At 35.3% G+C, this 19,095-nt stretch carries 18 protein-coding genes; 7 read left to right on the forward strand and 11 right to left on the reverse strand.

What is annotated here, in order from left to right:
- The first annotated feature begins 79 nt into the window (after positions 1-79).
- Positions 80-346 (forward strand): DUF3055 domain-containing protein, encoded by a 267-nt coding sequence (locus tag LG296_RS14390; RefSeq protein ID WP_107936889.1) that lies wholly within the window; start codon positions 80-82, stop codon positions 344-346.
- 42 nt (positions 347-388) lie between these two features.
- Here LG296_RS14390 and LG296_RS14395 read toward each other — a convergent pair whose 3' ends face one another.
- Positions 389-1,828: a DHA2 family efflux MFS transporter permease subunit gene (locus tag LG296_RS14395; protein WP_107936890.1), complete on the reverse strand. Its 1,440-nt coding sequence runs from the start codon at positions 1,826-1,828 to the stop codon at positions 389-391.
- A gap of 170 nt (positions 1,829-1,998) precedes the next feature.
- Here LG296_RS14395 and LG296_RS14400 point away from each other — a divergent pair, with 170 nt between their 5' ends.
- Positions 1,999-2,541: a TetR/AcrR family transcriptional regulator gene (locus LG296_RS14400; protein ID WP_107936892.1), complete on the forward strand. Its 543-nt coding sequence runs from the start codon at positions 1,999-2,001 to the stop codon at positions 2,539-2,541.
- 90 nt (positions 2,542-2,631) lie between these two features.
- On the opposite strand, the gene ltrA is transcribed toward LG296_RS14400, so the two are convergent.
- The 9 genes from ltrA to LG296_RS14445 all read right to left on the reverse strand — a co-directional run bounded on the left by ltrA (position 2,632) and on the right by LG296_RS14445 (position 11,671).
- On the reverse strand, positions 2,632-3,894 hold the full coding sequence (ltrA, locus tag LG296_RS14405; protein WP_107937924.1) for a group II intron reverse transcriptase/maturase: 1,263 nt from the start codon (positions 3,892-3,894) through the stop codon (positions 2,632-2,634).
- Positions 3,895-4,513: 619 nt separating this feature from the next.
- Positions 4,514-4,864: a YutD family protein gene (locus tag LG296_RS14410; protein WP_107937831.1), complete on the reverse strand. Its 351-nt coding sequence runs from the start codon at positions 4,862-4,864 to the stop codon at positions 4,514-4,516.
- 46 nt (positions 4,865-4,910) lie between these two features.
- Positions 4,911-5,831 carry a lipoyl synthase gene (gene lipA, locus LG296_RS14415; RefSeq protein WP_107937832.1) on the reverse strand — a complete coding sequence of 307 codons (921 nt, stop codon included), beginning with the start codon at positions 5,829-5,831 and terminating at the stop codon, positions 4,911-4,913.
- A 216-nt stretch (positions 5,832-6,047) separates the two neighbouring features.
- A complete protein-coding gene (gene yunB / locus LG296_RS14420; RefSeq protein ID WP_107937839.1) occupies positions 6,048-6,809 on the reverse strand; it encodes a sporulation protein YunB in 762 nt (253 codons plus the stop codon).
- A gap of 66 nt (positions 6,810-6,875) precedes the next feature.
- Complete coding sequence (locus LG296_RS14425; RefSeq protein ID WP_107937833.1) at positions 6,876-7,979, reverse strand: HD-GYP domain-containing protein; 1,104 nt, start codon at positions 7,977-7,979, stop codon at positions 6,876-6,878.
- A gap of 56 nt (positions 7,980-8,035) precedes the next feature.
- A complete protein-coding gene (locus tag LG296_RS14430; RefSeq protein WP_107937834.1) occupies positions 8,036-9,397 on the reverse strand; it encodes a bifunctional UDP-sugar hydrolase/5'-nucleotidase in 1,362 nt (453 codons plus the stop codon).
- Positions 9,398-9,436: 39 nt separating this feature from the next.
- Complete coding sequence (locus tag LG296_RS14435) at positions 9,437-10,261, reverse strand: sulfite exporter TauE/SafE family protein (RefSeq protein WP_107937835.1); 825 nt, start codon at positions 10,259-10,261, stop codon at positions 9,437-9,439.
- Complete coding sequence (locus LG296_RS14440; protein WP_107937836.1) at positions 10,261-10,986, reverse strand: DUF72 domain-containing protein; 726 nt, start codon at positions 10,984-10,986, stop codon at positions 10,261-10,263. The genes LG296_RS14435 and LG296_RS14440 overlap by 1 nt, the downstream gene beginning before the upstream one ends.
- A 331-nt stretch (positions 10,987-11,317) precedes the next feature.
- A complete protein-coding gene (locus LG296_RS14445; RefSeq protein ID WP_107937837.1) occupies positions 11,318-11,671 on the reverse strand; it encodes a helix-turn-helix domain-containing protein in 354 nt (117 codons plus the stop codon).
- 137 nt (positions 11,672-11,808) lie between these two features.
- Between LG296_RS14445 and LG296_RS14450 the strand changes: the two genes are divergently transcribed.
- Complete coding sequence (locus LG296_RS14450; protein ID WP_107937838.1) at positions 11,809-12,804, forward strand: DGQHR domain-containing protein; 996 nt, start codon at positions 11,809-11,811, stop codon at positions 12,802-12,804.
- A gap of 336 nt (positions 12,805-13,140) precedes the next feature.
- Here the strand turns inward: LG296_RS14450 and LG296_RS14455 are convergent, their stop codons facing one another.
- Positions 13,141-13,575: a recombinase family protein gene (locus tag LG296_RS14455; protein ID WP_107935035.1), complete on the reverse strand. Its 435-nt coding sequence runs from the start codon at positions 13,573-13,575 to the stop codon at positions 13,141-13,143.
- A gap of 92 nt (positions 13,576-13,667) precedes the next feature.
- Between LG296_RS14455 and LG296_RS14460 the strand changes: the two genes are divergently transcribed.
- The 4 genes from LG296_RS14460 to LG296_RS14475 all read left to right on the forward strand — a co-directional run bounded on the left by LG296_RS14460 (position 13,668) and on the right by LG296_RS14475 (position 18,531).
- Positions 13,668-15,101, forward strand: a complete 1,434-nt coding sequence (locus tag LG296_RS14460) for a SulP family inorganic anion transporter (protein WP_285842490.1) — start codon at positions 13,668-13,670, stop codon at positions 15,099-15,101.
- 10 nt (positions 15,102-15,111) lie between these two features.
- Positions 15,112-15,531, forward strand: coding sequence for a universal stress protein (locus LG296_RS14465; RefSeq protein ID WP_107935037.1), 420 nt, complete (start codon positions 15,112-15,114; stop codon positions 15,529-15,531).
- A gap of 164 nt (positions 15,532-15,695) precedes the next feature.
- Positions 15,696-17,366 (forward strand): ribonuclease J1, encoded by a 1,671-nt coding sequence (rnjA, locus tag LG296_RS14470; RefSeq protein WP_107935038.1) that lies wholly within the window; start codon positions 15,696-15,698, stop codon positions 17,364-17,366.
- Between the two features lie 172 nt (positions 17,367-17,538).
- A complete protein-coding gene (locus LG296_RS14475; protein ID WP_248283774.1) occupies positions 17,539-18,531 on the forward strand; it encodes a D-alanyl-D-alanine carboxypeptidase family protein in 993 nt (330 codons plus the stop codon).
- Positions 18,532-19,095: the final 564 nt, after the last annotated feature.

The raw sequence follows: 19,095 nt of genomic DNA on the forward strand, positions 1-19,095 counted from the left end.
TCCCCCATTATTTAAAGTTGATAGTTATTTCCCTTATATAGTAACATATTCTTTATAGTTGGAAGGAGTCCTATACAAAATGGAGCGTTTTTTCTTATATGATGATGTAGAAGAGTCAAAAACAAGATTTGTCAGCTTTACTGGCAAAAAATTACGTTATGATTTAGCGATTATGCAATCCTCTCGTTTTTTCGGGAAGGTATTAGTTTTAGATATGCAAATGGGTCGCTTTGCGATTATCGGCCCAGATGATGTAGAAGAACCTGGATATCTGGAGCACGTCTTCAACAAAACTGAAGAAGAAGCTGAGGATTTACGTGAGTATCTAAATGAATTATTGGCTTAAAAAATGACACTTGATGTTTTCCATCGAGTGTCATTTTTCTTTCTATGATGCCTCTTCTACTGTCATTTCAGTCTTTACTGGTCTTTTTAACGGTGTGAACAATGTAATCAGTAAAGCAAGAACCGCTAAAATTGCCATAAAGTAATAGGCGTCTCCTGAAGCAAATATTGATGACAATGCTTTAATGCCCTCTGTTGTACCTTGAGCACTTAAATCCACTGCATAGTTTGTTTGTTTTCCTGTATAAATTGTGACAATTATTGCTGTACCAATCGCACCAGCAATTTGACGGACTGTATTATTTACTGCAGTACCATGTGTTACTAGCTCCTTCGGTAAGGCATTTAAAGCTGCTGTATTTAATGGCATTGTTATAAAACTTAACCCAATACGTAAGAAAATCGTACGAATCATTAGGAATGTAAAGGTTGTTGTTTCACTTAAGTCAGTTACAACCCACATTGACGGAATGACGAATAGTAAACCGATTATAAATAAAGGCTTTGCACCGAATCGGTCAAATAATTTCCCAGTAACAGGCGATAATAACGCATTAATAATTGCCCCTGGAAGTAATAATAGACCTGCATCAAATGCCGTAAAACCACGACCATCTTGTAGATAGATTGGTAACAGAATCATATCCGCATATAACATCATCGTAACGATAATGTTAATAAGAGAGGTCATAGTAAATGTTTTATTCTGAAATACACGTACATTTAAGAATGGATCGTTGGAACGTAATTGGTGAATGGTAAAATAAGTTAACACTAACAATCCACCGATAATTTCTGTCAATACCCACACATCATCCCATCCATGACTTCCTGCATTACTAAATCCATATAATACTAGTCCAAAGCCAAGAGTTGAAAGTATCACACTAAATATATCTAATTCAGCTTTAGACCCTTCATTTACATTAACTAAATATTTTAGGGCAAGTAGAATGACAAGAGTAACAAAAGGTATGATGCCAATGAACAACCACCGCCATGATACATATTCAATTAAAAAGCCCGACAAAGTAGGAGCAATTGCTGGCGCGAAGATTAGGGCAATCCCTACAAGCCCCATCGCACTCCCTCGTTTTTCAGGCGGGAATATAAACATAACGATACTCATCATCAACGGCATAATAATTCCTGCTCCAGCTGCCTGAATCATACGACCTGTAAGTAATATCGCAAAATTCGGAGCAACTGCACAAAAAATTGAACCGATTAATAATAATAGCATCGAGCTAAGAAACAATTGACGTGTTGAGAAACGCTTCATTAAAAAAGCGGTTATCGGAATTAAAACACCGTTAACCAGCATGAAGCCTGTTGCCAACCATTGCACCGTTGTTCCATTTACACTGAACACTTCCATAAACTTACTTAGAGCAACATTTAAAATCGTTTGATTTAAAATGGAGATAAACCCTCCAAGTAATAGCACAAAAAGTAATATTTTCTTATTTATTTGTTGAGTCATAACTTATAATAGGCCTCCCTTTACTTTATCAACACAGTGACGATAAAATGAATTGTAGCAACTTTTAAATTAAGAAACCACCAACAGTTTTTCATAAATCGTCAACTATACAACACTTCAAATTAAAGTGTTGATAAACCATTTATTTAATAGATAAAGGAAGGGTTAAAATGTCATCAAAGAAGGAAGATCCTCGTGCCATTCGCTCAAAGCGTTTGTTGAAGGAGGCGGTTATATCTTTATTAATCGAAACACAGAGTATACATGAGTTAACTGTACGAAAAGTTACTGAAAGGGCTGAGTTGAATCGTGCTACCTTCTACTTACATTTCATAGATATGCGTGATTTAATGCGCAACGTGGTATATGATATTTACGATGACCTGTCTATGAAATTATCGCCTTTGCTTCGTATAGAGCGTGGGAGCCAGGAGCATTTACTTACTTTCCTCGATTATTTTTATGAGCATCGAAAGTACTTAGCTGTGTTATTTGAAGAAAAAGCGTTCCAAAGAAAGCTGCATGACTTTATAGTAGAGTTCATTCAAGCAAGACGTGACGCACTCGATATAAATAATGAGGAAGAACTTGTTTCTAGAGATATTATTGCAGCCTCAATTCTTGGCATTTTAATGTGGTGGATTCGAGATGGTAAAAACCATAGCTCCGAATATATCGCAGAGCAAATGTCCGTTTGGCTACTTAGGAAATAATATGATTGACTTCAAAATCGAGTAGGAGGGAGTGATTAACTCCCGACCTCTCACACCACCGTACGTACGGTTCCGTATACGGCGGTTCAATTAAGATGAATAACGCAAAGTTTCGTAACGAACTTGCAGACTTTTCAGCCCTTGGCTTTCCCAATAGGAATTGCCGAGGGTTCTGTGTAATATGGGGCTATTAGAAATGCGCCAGTACCCTTTCCGGGTGTTTCCCCACTCGTATGCTTTTCCAAAAGGAACTTTCAATCGAGTAAGATTTCTGACTCTTGTTCGAGGTTTCTTCCAATTCTTCCATAGACACATCCTTAATCTTCTTTTAATCCAGCTATCTAGTGATTTGAATGTGGAACTTGTATCTGCTAATGCAAAATAACCACACCACCCCATTAGATACTGGTTTAACTTCTCGATTCTGTATTCCATGGAATATGGCATCTTTCTTGAGGTAATCTCTCGTATTTTCATCTTCATTCGGACTAGACTTGTTTTCGCAAGACGAACTTTTGGTTCTTTGTGATTCGTGAAACTAAAACCTAAGAACTTTCGGTTCCAAGGACGATCTACTGCTGATTTCTTTTGGTTTACTTTTAAACGAAGTTTTCCCTCAATAAATCTTTGTACACTCGCCATTACTCTTAACCCCGCACGTTCCGTTTTCACATAAATATTGCAATCATCTGCGTATCGAACGAATTTATGTCCACGTTCCTCCAACTCTTTATCAAGTTCATCTAGAACTACGTTTGAAAGTAGAGGACTTAAAGGTCCACCTTGTGGTGTTCCTTCTTCTGTACTTGAAACCACTCCATTTATCATGACACCGGCTTGGAGGTATTTACGAATAAGTTTTAATAAAGGTTTATCTGAAATTCGTTTCGTTAATGTTGCCATTAGTCGGTCATGATTAACCTTATCGAAGAATTTCTCTAAATCCATGTCAATTACCCATCGATAACCTTCCTTTAAATAACCCTTTGCTTTCCGAACGGCGTCATGGGCGCTCCGATTTGGACGGAATCCATAACTGTGGTCCGAAAATGTTTCGTCATATTCCTTCGATAAAATCTGCGAGATAGCTTGTTGAATCAAACGGTCTGTCACGGTTGGGATACCTAGTAAACGCACACCACCATCTGGTTTCGGGATTTCGACTCGACGTACTGGTTGCGGTTCATAGGTTCCATTCAAAATCTGCGATTTAATGGTTTCCCAATTTTCGAGCATGTGCTGTCGTAAGGTTTGTACGGGCATCATGTCTACTCCATGGCTTCCTTTATTCGCTTCAACTCGCTTTAGCGCTTGTATCATATTTTGCCGTTCAAGAATTTGATTCAACATCACCATTTCGTTCCTTTCCGTGATTAGCTTATCTTCTTATGCCCATCTGAACTCCACCCTCCGCAAATACCCTCGTGGGATTCACCACTACTTTCTAAGCGTGAGGTTTCTCTGTTTTCTGTGCTCATTCATTCTAGATGGAAAGCCAAGGGCTAATCTCTCTTAATTGTTCAGTCCTTCCGACTGGTTCTAGACCCAATCGTACTATGACCTCTGCTGACTTCTGATGATTCAGCTACTTGTCACCAAGTAGGTTATGAAGGGTACTTCATGTTTCCATCAGACCTCCCCGGGTAAGCACATGCACTTTCACACCATCTATCCGCCTCATTTACTAGGTATGACCTTCGACAGAAAGGACTTTGTTTTGTCTTGCAAACTCATCCAGTCGTAACTAGCCTTGTATGAGATTCGTGTTCCTCGGACCGGTGTTTTGCCTCCAGCTTCCTTCAGATTCCGCGTCGCCACGGACACCCTTGCTCTTGGCTAACCTCTACTTCTGTCTTCGGGGTTCGGGACTTACACCCTATAGTTCATGCGCATGCCGGGCGCACAAGAAAACCACCGCGAGTCAATTTCACTCACGGTGGTACATTTTAGCTTGAAGCTTAGATTACTAAAATCAGCTTTCAACTTCCTCGGGAACTTCTTGAGCTGCTTCAGTAGCAGCATTAGATGTCGATTCTAATTGCCTTGGGGCTTTTCCTGTTTTTCTTAAAATAAAGTAGGCACAGCCAAAATTACAATACTCATATAAGTAATCTTCGAAAGTACTGATTCTCGTATCAAAGGTTGCTTTTTGATTTTTGTCTTCAAAGAAACCCTTCAAACGGAGCTGACCGTATCCCCAATCTCCCACGATATAATCGTACTTCGTTAGGATATCTGAATATCTAGCTAAGAAAGCATCCTCTTTGAAACCCTCTCGGACATTTTCGATAATTTCATAAGTGTATCCTTCTGCAATAATCATCGAAACTCCCCCTATCTTTAAATCCACAAAAAGTTGGCAGTATTTTTTATATTTCTTCAGCTTGTAATTGTCTAGCTTTTGTTGCTTCGTTTACCTGCTCATCTGCATGATAGCTACTACGCACTAATGGCCCAGCTTGACAATGCTTGAAGCCTTTCTCCATCGCAATTTTACGAAGTTTTCCAAATTCAATCGGTGTATAGTATTTTTTAACCGGTAAATGCTTTTTCGAAGGCTGTAGGTATTGACCGATTGTCATAATATCTACATCGTTAGCTCTTAGGTCGTCCATTACCTCTAAGATTTCATCCCATTCTTCTCCTAAGCCAATCATTAGAGAAGATTTTGTTGGAATGTCAGGCTGCATTTCTTTAGCTTTTCTTAAGAATTCAAGTGAACGATCGTATTTTGCACGGGCACGAACTCTTGGCGTTAGTCGTCTTACTGTTTCGATATTATGGTTTAAAATATCTGGTTTTGCATCCATTAATAATTTTAGGTTTTCTTCTAGCCCACCTAAATCAGAAGGTAATACTTCTACAGATGTTTGTGGTGTTTTACGGCGAATTGCACGAACTGTTTCAGCTAGTACGCCTGCTCCGCCATCCTTTAAATCATCACGAGCAACCATTGTAATTACAACGTGTTTTAAATTCATAATTTCAACAGAATCAGCAACACGTTCTGGCTCTGCTAGATCCAATTCGTTTGGTAGACCTGTTTTAACAGCACAAAAACGACATGCACGTGTACATACATCACCTAAAATCATCATTGTAGCCGTTCTGCGTTCACCCCAGCACTCATGGATATTCGGACAACGTGCTTCCTCACAAACTGTGTGCAGGTTTTTCTCACGCATCAACTTCTTTAAGCCTTTATATTCATCGTTCGTATTTAATTTTATTTTTAACCATTCGGGTTTTCGTAAGATTTGCTCTTTCTCGTTAACAGGTTTACTTGTCATTACTATTTTCGCCCCTATCAATAACTTAGCTTATCGAAAAGACCATCTAGAACAATAAGCCTTAGTTGAACTTTTGCAGTTAGGAAAGTTCTACACTTTCTTATCTACTCTATAAAAAATTAAACATACTGATGTCAATGTAACATATTATTACAAGTTATAACAACTAACTTTCGTCAAGTTTAGATATAAATGCCTTTTAAATTATTCAAAATTCTAATTCGATGGGATTGGAACCTCAATCGAAGGCTGTGCTCCATCTCCACCATTCGTATAAATATGTGGGACTTGACCACGCACTAGACCAATTGCAACTGGAATTGTTTGCTCCACTGTCGACTTCTGACTCGCAAATGGGATAATAATTTGAACATTTACCTGCAAATGAATGTTAACCTCGACCTTTGCATTGTTGATACCAAATTCTGTAATGGATGTTGCCACGTCACTTGCAACATTTCCAATGATGTGAAAGCGAATTGGAACTCTCGGACCTAAATTTCCTAGTAAAGGGAGGTTAAGGGCTTGGGCAATTGGAACGAAAAAGACAATCCCATCCCCTTTTTGAATTTCCCTTACATCATATTCGACATTTTCTAAATCAGGTAATTTCGACAGATCTCCTTGTTCAGCTAGCTCCAAATGCTCTTTAACTAAAGCAGTTGTTTCAGCTCGAACCTGGTTAATAATCTCTGTGTTAAATTTTGTTGTAACCATATAATCCGATTCTGAGGGTAAATCTTCTATAATTTCATTTACATCTAGTACGCTGGATGTTCTCGAATTAATCGCTTTACTAACTACATGTGCAGCAATTTTAGTCGTTTGCACTTGCGCATAATCAACATATGTAGGCATTAAGCGAGCATTTAATATGTATAAGAATGCCGTAATCCCGATTACAAAAACTATAATGAATAAGGTAATTCTATTAGACAGTTTAAGTATTTTCCCTGACTTCTTTTTAGCAAACATCATTCTATTTGGTTTTCGAGAAAACAAAAAAATCTCCTCCTGCTTCAATTTATGAACAGGAGAAGATAACTATTCAGTTTCAAAAATATATTCTGTATCAACTTTTTCAATTTTCACATTCGTCTCTTGTGTCAAATCCAGTTGATACGTTGTTTTTAATAATTGATTATTTTCCTCAAAAATACGTAAGCAAGGTAATGCTGCATTTTGGTCGTTTTGCTTGGCCACAACGCCGCGTCTGCCATCTGACAAGAGTAAAATTGTTCCATTTGGATAGTGAACAACACTTTTCTTCAAAGCATCCACAACTTTTGCATCAAACATTGTTCCTCTACCAGCCTCGATAATGGCAATCCCCTGAGATGGCACCATTTTCTCCCGATAAACACGGTTCGATGTAACTGCATCAAATACATCAGCCACTGCAATAATTTTTGCAAATGGATGTATTTCATAGTCGACTAAAGCGCGTGGGTATCCACTACCATCGATTCGTTCATGATGCTGGAAGGCACAATGAGCGACAAGTAGGGATACAGTATGTAAATTCCTTAAAATATCAAATCCTGAACGAGCATGCTGTTTCATTGTTTCAAATTCTTCGTCTGTTAAACGTCCTGGTTTGAACAAAATGTCTGATGGTGTCACCATTTTACCTACATCATGCAAGATGGCGCCTATCCCGATTGTTCTTAAGTCGCTTTGTGAATAGCCCATTTCCTTTGCTATTGCAAGTGAATAGAGAGTCACCTGAAACGAATGCTGGAAAATATACTCGTCATATAGCATAGTATCCGATAGAATCATTAAAATCTCTTCAGCATTTAAAATAGAGCTGAGTATATCGTCTACCAGATTACCAATTTCTTTTGTTTGTTTATCTATAACAAGTGTTGCAGATTTATTATCTAAACCCTTTATTTTCTGGAAAGCGGCCGTGATTTGTTTGACCGCTTTTTTTCTAACAGCTAAAGGGACTGTTTCTTCGATTTCAATGCCTTCTGAAATTTTATCGTCAATATATACATATTGAATGCCTAATTGTTTTAATCTACTAATGAGGCTATCTGTAACTACAACATCCTTTCTTATTAAAGGAAGCCCAGCCTCATTCCAAATCGGCCTACCGATCATCATTCCTGTTTTAAGCACATTGATTGATATTAAACGCATTCAATTTTACCTCAATTCCTGTGTTAGAAATACATCCTTACGATAATTATAATGAATTAAACTATCTTTTTACCATATTCAATTAAAATATCTCTTAAAAATAATGGCAAATAGTACTTTTTCTTAGCATATTTAAAGCTTGGAAAGAAATACCCAAAAGTAAACATATCTAAAGTTGCAAGCTTATAATATTGATTTAAATCAACAACCTTACCATTCACTAGCAGCTCTCTTTGCTTATTCATAGTAAATTCATAAGTAAGCATTTTCCCAAATATAGAACCTCTAAAGCCAAGACCTTTTAGTTCTAAAAGCGGCCATTGTTCATTTTGAGCTTGTAAGTATACTTCTTTCAGTTCTACTCCAGACAATTCAATGACACATATATTTATCGGATGAGGTAAAATTTTGTGAATATCATAATTGGTAATAATTCCTTTTTTTAAGCTATCCAGTAAAATTCCGGCATTAAACATTGTACAATCAGCATCAGTAAAATCAAGGACAGCCTTTGCAAACAGCTCGGATAGCTGTGAATAGTGAAACCATTCCTTATTATAGTTTTTACTTGTTTGGAAAATTGGTGTTTGTAATAGCTTCTTCCCTTGCTCGGTCAGATTCGCTAAAAATAATGCTTCACCATCTGCTTCAGGCAGGATGGCATTTTCAATTACCATTTCTTTTTTCTTCACTAAATTTCTAGTAGTATGGTCAAATTGGAGAGTTAAATGACCAGTATACATCCCAAATTTGCCACAGCCCGTTAGCAATACGTTGTTTACTACCTTTCCTTCTTCAAATAGATGATGTGTATGTGATCCAAAAATAACATCAATACTTGGACACTCATTTGCTAAAAGCTCATCCTCCGTGATTCCAAGATGGGATAAGCATACAAGAATATCTACCTGATCTCTCAGCTGATTTGCGAAGTATATTAAAACCTCTCGAGGCTCAGTAATATGCCAATTTAATTCCTTATAAAACACTTCAAAAATAGCAGTTGCTCCAATGACCCCAATCTTTGTACCATATTTAGTTTGTAAGATGGTATATGGCTTTAGCCATTTCGGATTAGGACCGCTCATTGGCTCAATATTCCCTACGATTACGTCAAAATTCGCTTCATTATAGAGCTCGTGTAATTCTTCAAAAGCTAAAGTAATTCCCTCGTTATTCCCAATTGTGACAGCATCATATTGCGCTTCATTTAATAATTGGACATTACCCTTACCTAGAGTGGCTTCAGTATAAATATTAGAACGGTCAATATGATCTCCAATATCAAATAAAAAGCTCGTTTCCCCGAGCTTAGAAAATTCTTGGCGCTGGGTTTTAATATAGTTGTGCATTCTTTGCCAATATTCAAAGTGGCTATGTATATCATTGGTATGAAATATATGAATCGTCTCAAGCAAATGGATCACCTCCTTATGATTTTAATAATTGCTAACTATCTAGTTAAATAATCCGTCAATAATTGACCTGATACCTATTAAGAGCATGACGATTTGTAGCACGAAGACAATGGTTTTCGACTGCATTCTTTTATTGAGACCTGCACCGACCTTAGCTCCAACATACGCTCCAATTATAACCGGGATTGTATAAATCCAAGGCACATTCCCTAAATAAATATGACTGGCCGAGTTGACGATAGATGATAAAAACACCATAAACATTGATGTTGCTACTGCTACATGTGGCGGGAATAGGAATAATAATACCATTGCGGGTACAAGTAAGGAGCCGCCTCCAATCCCAAATAATCCAGACACTGTACCAACTACAAAGGTAAACAAAATAGCAAACCAAATAGGATAGCCATAAACAAATTCCTTACCCTCTTTATCCGTAAAGTTTGTCTGTTTTCCATGTTGAACAAACCATTGTATCGGCTTTAATTTATCACGGACAAACAATAATATTGATAAAAACACTAAAAATAACCCGAAAAACAAATTAAAAGAGGGTAAATCTAAGCCTTTATTTAACCATGCACCAAACATCGTTCCGGGTATACTGCCAATAAAAAAGATAAACCCGCTTTTAAAATCAACCTGCTTATTCTTCATATAGGATAGTGTTGAAGAAAGTCCTGTGAAAATCATCATCACTACAGACAGTCCAACAACCTTCTGTGGCGTAATTTCCGGGAAAAATCCAAGATTGATGCCTATGAATAATGTTGCAGGAATTAAGATTACGCCCCCACCCAGACCTACCAGGGAGCCTACTATTCCTGAGCTTAGAGCAATGATTGCTAGTAGGAAATACTCCATCAAAACTCTCCTTCAAAGAAATCGAGCTGCTTTGGTGAAAGTCCATCAAATTCAAGCTCCAACATTTTTTGTAAAGTCTTTGCATTATCTGCAGCATGGTGGCCTGAATTATTATTGAAAAGGACGAAAACCTCCTTGCAAAGCTTCTCTAGATTTCTTATTTTATTTGCCATATCGGTTAATTCTTCTTCATTATAATCATACAAAAACCGAACCTCACGCCAATTTTCCGTCGAGCCTGAATTCCGCCATCCATATACATTACGCCCATGTATTCGTACAAGGGCTTTTTCATGAGTGGCTTCTACCACAAAGGGTACTGATCCTACTCCAGCTTGAGGCTCATCACAAACCGTGTGTATGAATCCCTGCTCTTTCAAAAAGCGGATAGTCTCTGCCTTTCGATCCTCGCTATACCAGGTACTATTACGAAACTCGATGGCAATCGGGAATTCTTCAAGCTGTTGTTTGACATAACGGATATAGTTTACATTTTTCACCGAGCAATCAAACCAAGGTGGAAATTGTACTAAAATCATCGCCAATTTATTTCCATCTTGAAAACCACTCACACTTTGCTTAAATGCCTCAAACATCTCACTGCGTGTTTCATAAGGATTATCATCTCTTAAATGCCCCGTCATCCCTTGATAGGCCTTCACGATAAATTGAAAGGAATCAGGTGTTCCATTAATCCATTTTTCAATATTCTGTCTTGATGGTATCCTAAGTTATATATCCATTTAATAATGGGTAAAATTCAAAAAACCCTATCCTTATAACATTATTTACATTTCGCCCATTTTTCTTGGGTAAAATAATAAAATTATATAAACCAATTTATACATTATTATAAAAAAAATGCCCAAATTGGGCATTTATTATTGTTTATTAATTGTACAATTACTTTTTTAATTAACTCAAGTATTAAGTTTGAATTTTCTTTATGTTGAGTATCTGTGAGTAAAAGGTCAAGATAATCATTGAAAAATCCGTACATTTTTTCTTTTATATCCTATATATATAATAAAAAGAAAATAAGAAACAACTTGTTTCTTATTTATGTCCATAAGTACTAAATATCTCCTTTCCTATGTTCAGTAATAAACGAATTTCACCTTCATTTTTATTTTCAATTAAATTAAATAATAATAAGGACAATTCCTCTTTCTCAAAATGTCTTTCGTTAGTATCTAATCGTTCAAAATTAAAAATATATGATGGAGACACTTCAAGACCTAATACAATCTTTTCTAGCGTTTGTAGAGTAATATTCCTGTCTCCTCTTTCAACACCTGCTAAGTATGAAGTTTGAAGGCCACTCTTTTCCGCCAATTCTTCTTGAGTCATTTTCTTAATTTTTCTAATCTCTTTAATATTTAATCCAACTAACTTTACTAGATTATCCATTATATCACCTCACTTTAAGCCTATGTGAGGTTTCCAAATCATTACAGATACATATATTATAACTTTTATTGATTTATGTACTTATAAGTTATATAATTTTCGTGTATCAAATTATTAATAAGGAGAAATTATTTACTATGAGTAATGTCTTAACTTCAAATATAGCAATAGAAAATGTAATACAATCGAAAATGAGAGGAAGAGTATCCTATCAAGGGTTTGTTTCATCACAAGTAGCAGTTAATTTTTCATATTCAAAACAATTTAATGATCCTTCAGGGAAAGGTTATCAACGACCTATCGATAAAAAAAGATGTAAAGATTTTGCTAATTATTTATCTCAAGGAGAAGATGCACTTTATACCCCGATCCTATTGAATGCTGCAGGACAGTGGGAATTTCATGCATATGATAATAACCGTCCAAATTACGGAAGACTAATTTGTAAGAGAAAAGCAACTTTAATGGATGGACAACATAGGTTAGCTGGTATAAAGGAATATATAAAAGAGACAGAAAGCACATTAAATGTACCATTTTTAGCATTCCACTATTTGGATGAGGATGAAGAGATTAAATTATTTGATGTAATAAATACAAAGGCAAAAGGAATAGGAACATCTTTAAGTCGCTATCTTAATAGAGATAATGATGAAATTAGTTGGATTGCAACTAATTTAATACTAAAACCGGAAAGTCCGTTTTTCAGTAAAGGAACTTTAATTGGAAAAAGAACAAAAGAAAAAAATATAACTCTCCAAAATTTATATAACATCGTAAAGTATCTAACAAAGAAGTCCGAACTTGATAGTTTATCTAAGGAAAAGAAACTTAACTTAGCACTTTTTTATTTCAATCTAATTAAAGAGATTTTCCCTGAAGAATGGGACGATTATAAATTATTCAAACTAACTCATATTACATGCTTATACGGATTAGCAATTGCTGGTAACAAAATAATTAATGATAACTATTTAGTTAAATCCCAACAACCAGACTCAGCAAAAATTGCAAGTATATTAGTGAATCTAAAAGTGATAGATTGGTCCTCTAATGGAGATTTAAAATATTTGAAAGGTTTACCTGGGGCTAATATGCTAGCTAGTGATATTTTAAATTGCATTAAAAATTGAACAACTATAAATTTTAACGGGCGATTACAAAATTTAGGTAATCGTTCTTCTTTTTTATTTTTATAAAAGTATATAGAAATAAAGTTGTTCTTTTACAATAGAGTCGATTAAAACTTAAATAAGTTAATAAAAGTATGAGTAATACTATTCAACAATTGGACACCATTATGGAAAAACATCTAGGATAAAGGATTATAGCTTACCTTTTACTAGATATAGCTATGATGGTTATAGTATTAATTTATTTTATAACCTTTGATAATTCATAATTCATAATTCTTTTTTTAATCAATTTAATAATCCAGTGCATTTACTGTTCCATGGAAATAGCTTCTCTTAATTCTCATCTTTTTTTTTAGGTCTTCCTATGGTTTTTCCATTCTCTATTGCACGTCTCATTCCAATTAATGTAGAATGTCGCGCTACATCCTGTTGAAACTCAATTATCCGATGAAGTAATTCTTGTAACGAACATGATAATAGGTCACAACTATTCACCTTTTCTTTTATAAAATAAATAATGACTCCTTTTTTTTCACACATATTTAAAACTTCCATTAGATGCCGAATAGAATCAGCAAGCACAAAGAACCTTTGTACAAAGATTTTATCTCCTTGTTGTAAATACATGAATAATTCCTCAAGTTGCAAGCGTTTTCTCGAAAATCCGTGAGATTCTTCAAAGATTTTATCAAAAATTATAGAATCAGTTATTAATTGATTTTCACATTGTTTGTCGTTATAAATTGGGCGTTTGTAACCATAAATCATTCTTATCTCTCCTCAAATGTCTCAAAAGGGTTACTTTTTGGGAATAAAAGTGTTATGATAATCTAAGAATTTTAAAAGAAAAGGAGATTATCATGCAAAGTTTAAAACAACAATGGTTCGGTAATGTGCGTGGGGATATTCTATCTGGAATCGTAGTAGCATTAGCGTTAATTCCTGAAGCAATTGCCTTTTCCATTATTGCAGGTGTTGACCCAATGGTTGGGTTATATGCTTCATTTTGTGTAGCAGTTATTATTGCCTTTGTAGGTGGTCGTCCAGGTATGATCTCAGCTGCTACCGGTGCTATGGCATTATTAATGGTGCCACTAGTAAGAGATCATGGAGTGGAGTATTTATTAGCTGCAACAATTCTAACAGGGATTATTCAAATTTTATTTGGTATCTTTAAAGTCGCTAAGATTATGAAGTTTATTCCAAATGCAGTTATGATTGGCTTCGTAAATGCACTAGCTATTCTTATATTCATGGCACAAGTACCACATTTCATCGGTATATCTAATATGACATATGTTTTTGTAGCGATTACGTTAGTTATTGTCTATACCTTACCACGTTTTGTAAAAGCAATTCCAGCTCCACTTGTGGCACTTGTCATTTTAACAGCTGTCGCAATGTTTAGTGGCTTTGAATTGCGAACTATTGGGGACTTAGGAAATATTACACAATCATTACCTTCATTCTTAATTCCAAATGTTCCATTTAATTTTGAGACATTACAAATTATCCTCCCATATTCATTGGCATTAGCGATTGTCGGATTACTAGAGTCACTATTAACAGCACAAATTGTTGATGATATGACAGGGACAGCAAGTAATAAAAACAAAGAGGCTCGTGGTCAAGGAATTGCGAATGTTGTTACAGGTTTCTTTGGCGGAATGGCTGCATGTGCGATGATTGGCCAATCAGTAATTAATATAAAATCTGGTGGTCGTGGACGTTTATCTTCACTTGTAGCTGGTTCATTCCTAATGTTTTTAATAATCGTATTAGGAGACCTAGTTGTAAAAATTCCAATGTCTGTGCTAGTAGGGATTATGATTATGGTAAGTATAGGTACGTTTGACTGGAGTTCATTTAAATATTTGGCGAAAGCACCACGTACAGATGCAATAGTTATGCTAGCTACTGTCATCATTGTCGTGTATACGCATGACCTATCAATAGGAGTTCTTGCAGGGGTGCTTTTAAGTGCAATTTTCTTCGTTGTAAAAATATCTACTTTAAAAGTGGAAAGGAAAAATTCACATTATATCGTGAAAGGTCAATTATTCTTCGCATCTACTGATGGATTCATCGACTACTTTAAATCAACAGATATTAATGAGAAAGAAATTACAATTGACTTCTCAAATAGTCGTATTTGGGATGATTCAGGAGTGGCAGCATTATCTAAAGTAAAAGATATGTTGAGAGATGAAGGAATCGAAGCTAAAGTAATAGGATTAGATACATCTAGTCAAAAGGTTGTTCAACAACTAGATGGTATATCATCATCACATTAAGGAGGAAAATATGTATAAAAACATTTTACTAGCAGCAGACGGTTCTAATAATGCCCTACGTGCTGCCAATGAAGCAATTAAAATAGCAAGTCTATCCAATGAATCTGTTATTGATATAGTTTATGTAGCAGACTATGAAAAGACTAAGGAAGATGTTTTACATGCTTCTTCTGCAGATGAACTTATGATTGAACGTCGAAAAAAAATACAAAATGTAGAGAAAGCGTTAAAGGACAATAATGTTTCCTATAAGGTAACAATTTTACATGGTTTACCAGGACCAGAGATTATCAAGTACGCTAACGAAAGAAAAATGGATATAGTCGTCATTGGTAGCCGTGGTTTAAACAGTCTACAGGAAATGGTGATAGGAAGTGTCAGTCACAAAGTAATGAAGCGCGTTTATTGTCCAGTATTGATTGTGAAGTAATATGTGATTAAAATCTTTATATAATTAAACCGAAATCTTATATTTCGGTTTTTTAATTATATAAATAGTAATAATAAAACAAAAGAAATATGTAAAACTTTTTCCATATTAGCAACAAATATGATTACAAATAATAGAGGTGAACTACCATAAAAAAGAATCTTATAAAAAATGATCAAGTAGCTGTGTTTGCACTCGGTGGACTAGGTGAAATAGGGAAAAATACGTACGGTGTTCAATTTCAAGATGAAATTATTCTTATTGATGCCGGTATAAAGTTTCCACAAGATGATCTATTAGGAATTGATTTAGTCATACCTGATTATACCTATTTAACACGAAATATAGAAAAAATCAAAGGACTATTTATTACGCATGGGCATGAGGATCATATTGGGGGTATTCCCTATTTATTGCGTCAAGTGAATGTGCCAGTATACGGTGGAAAACTAGCATTAGGACTTCTTCAAAATAAATTAAAAGAACATGGACTATTACGTAGCACAAAAATGATTGAAATATGTGAAGAAGATATAATCAAATTCAATAAAACATCTGTAAGCTTTTTTAGAACAACACACAGCATTCCCGACGCATTTGGTATTGTTGTAAAAACACCACCGGGAAACATTGTTCATACGGGAGACTTTAAGTTTGATTTTACCCCCGTTGGGCAACCAGCTAACATTACAAAGATGGCGGAAATAGGAAGTTCGGGTGTGCTTTGCCTATTGTCTGACAGTACTAATTCTGAAAAACCAAATTTTAGTATGTCTGAGCGAATAGTAAGTCAAAGTATTGATGAGATTTTTCGTAACTTAGAGGGACGGATTATTTTTGCAACGTTTGCATCAAACATCTACAGAGTACAACAAGCAACTGATGCCGCTGTTAAATATGGCCGTAAGATAGCAGTTTTTGGACGTTCAATGGAAAACGCTATTAGAATTGGTCAAGAGCTGGGTTATATAAATGCACCAAAAGAAAGCTTTATTGATGCTCATAGTATAAAACATTATCCTGCAAATAAAGTGATGATTTTGTGTACCGGATCTCAAGGTGAGCCTTTAGCTGCTCTCTCTCGAATTGCAAACGGTACACATAGACAAATTCGCATTCAACCAGCCGATACAGTTATATTCTCTTCATCACCCATACCGGGAAATACAAAAAGTGTGAACAGGATCATCGACTTATTACACCGTGCAGGTGCAGAAGTAATTCATGGTCAGATTAATAACATCCATACTTCTGGTCATGGTTCACAGGAAGAGCAAAAGTTGATGTTACGTTTAATGAGGCCCAAATTCTTTATGCCAATACACGGTGAATATCGTATGTTGAAAATGCATTCACAATTAGCAGTTGAATGTGATGTACAAGAAGAAAACACTTATATTATGGAGAATGGGGATGTACTTGCCCTTAGTTCTAATCAAGCAAATGTAGTTGGAAAAATACCTTCAGGTGATATATATATTGATGGCAATGGCATCGGTGACATTGGCAATATCGTATTACGTGACCGTCGTGTTCTTTCTGAAGATGGTATCATGATTGTTGCGGTAAGTATCGATACAGAACGAAAAATCATTGTATCTGGTCCTGATTTTATCTCACGTGGTTTTATTTATATGCGAGAATCAGGAGAACTACTCACTGAAGCACAAAAGATGTTAAAAAATCATTTAACGGAATCCATTAAAAATGAACCAACTAATTGGTCTAGCTTGAAAAACGTTATATCAAAACTATTAGGACCTTATTTATTTGAAAAAACAAAGCGCCGTCCAATGATTTTACCCGTTGTTATGGATGTTAATAAAGAAGAGTAAACTGAGTACGCTGATGAACATGCAAAATAGCTAGAATACAAGTAACAACATAACTTTCCTTTTCTTTCAGATATAAAGAAAATACTTGTAGAAAATCTAAACAGTCACATACTAAGAGCGCCTCACTTTTAAAAAATTTACAGAGGACATTAACTATAAAAGGAGTGACTTTTTGAAATCTATAGTTAAATTGTTGTTTCTTCTAATTTGTTCATCGGCTGTTTATTTATCAGTAGCTAAATCTGCAGATGCCTCATATGCAGTTATTGATGCTGAAACAGGTCGACTTCTATCAGGAAGTAATGCACATGCTCAAATGCCAATTGCTAGTTTAACGAAAATGTGGACTGCTTTAGTAGCAATTGAGAATAGTAACTTAGACGATGAAGTAAAAATATCAAGACAAGCAGCATTAAGTGAAGGATCTTCCATTTATTTAGAACCAGGAGAGAAAATAAAGGTTGAAACTTTATTGTATGGATTAATGTTGCGTTCAGGAAATGACTCAGCGTATGCATTAGCCGAACATACAGGAGGTTCATTTGAAGGTTTTATCGATTTAATGAATGAAAAAGCCGTTCTTTACGGATTAAAAAACACTTACTTTATGAATCCTTCTGGATTACATCACGATCTACATTTATCTTCCGCATATGATACAGCGATGATGTTAAAAATTGCATTAGAGAATGATTCATTTCGTAAAATTACTTCAACCGTTAATTATAAAAGTTCAGAAAAGAATGGTGTAACATGGCAAAACAAACATCGATTGGTTCAGGAACAAAATGGCGCAGTTGCAGGTAAGACTGGTTTTACCAAAGCCGCTGGACGAACACTTGCTACTTATTTTGAACGGGAAGATAAAAAGGTCATTGTGGTCACATTAAGAGAATCTAATGATTGGCAAGTGCATAAACAACTTGCAAATCATGTCTTCTCTCAATATGATATCGTCACAGTAGCGAAAAAAGGGGTTTATAAAGTGACAGAAGACATATCTGTTTCGTTAAATAAGCCAATTGAGCTACTATTGAATAAGCAAGAAGAAGCTGGACTAAGAAATGTGATACATCTTTCAAATAATAAAGAAAATAAGTATGGAATATGGCACGTGCTTTTAAATAATGAAAGCATTTATTCAACACAAGTACCATTGAAATAAGCTGTTGATAAGGCTGTGAAGAATACCTATAAAGATAACTTTGTGAGTCGAGGAAAATAAATACTTTTAACTCTGGCAATTTAACACAGTAAACATATTAACGATAGGCCCATCCAGTCTTTTAGGTGGGCCTATTTTCAATCCGAACAGAAAAAAATATGGCATATTTAGAGCGTACCGAAAAGGTGCGCTTATTTTATATTTTTAAGACTTACTCTTGATTAATCATCTTTGATAGTTATTGCTATTGAGGAAAAGATAAATCACATGGAGGACTATCTTGTTTTAAAGAGGTTGATTGAAATGGCATGGTATAACCTATTAACTTCTCATACTATCCTATCTGCTCCTATTTTTCTTTATAATACCATACATTTAATAGTTAATAAGAGGCTCAAAAAGGTTCTTTTTTGGGACTAATCATGTTACACTCTTTCTATTGAGTTTTTTAGACTCAAGCTTTTATGAGGATGAAAAGTAAATCTACGTAAGATGGATGTAATTTTGGTAATGCACTGAAAAAATGAAATGAAATTTACAAGTAAACTAATAGATCGATAAGTT

Origin of the sequence: Ureibacillus chungkukjangi, from assembly GCF_044795995.1 — a bacterium.
In the GTDB taxonomy this organism is placed as follows: domain Bacteria; phylum Bacillota; class Bacilli; order Bacillales_A; family Planococcaceae; genus Ureibacillus; species Ureibacillus chungkukjangi.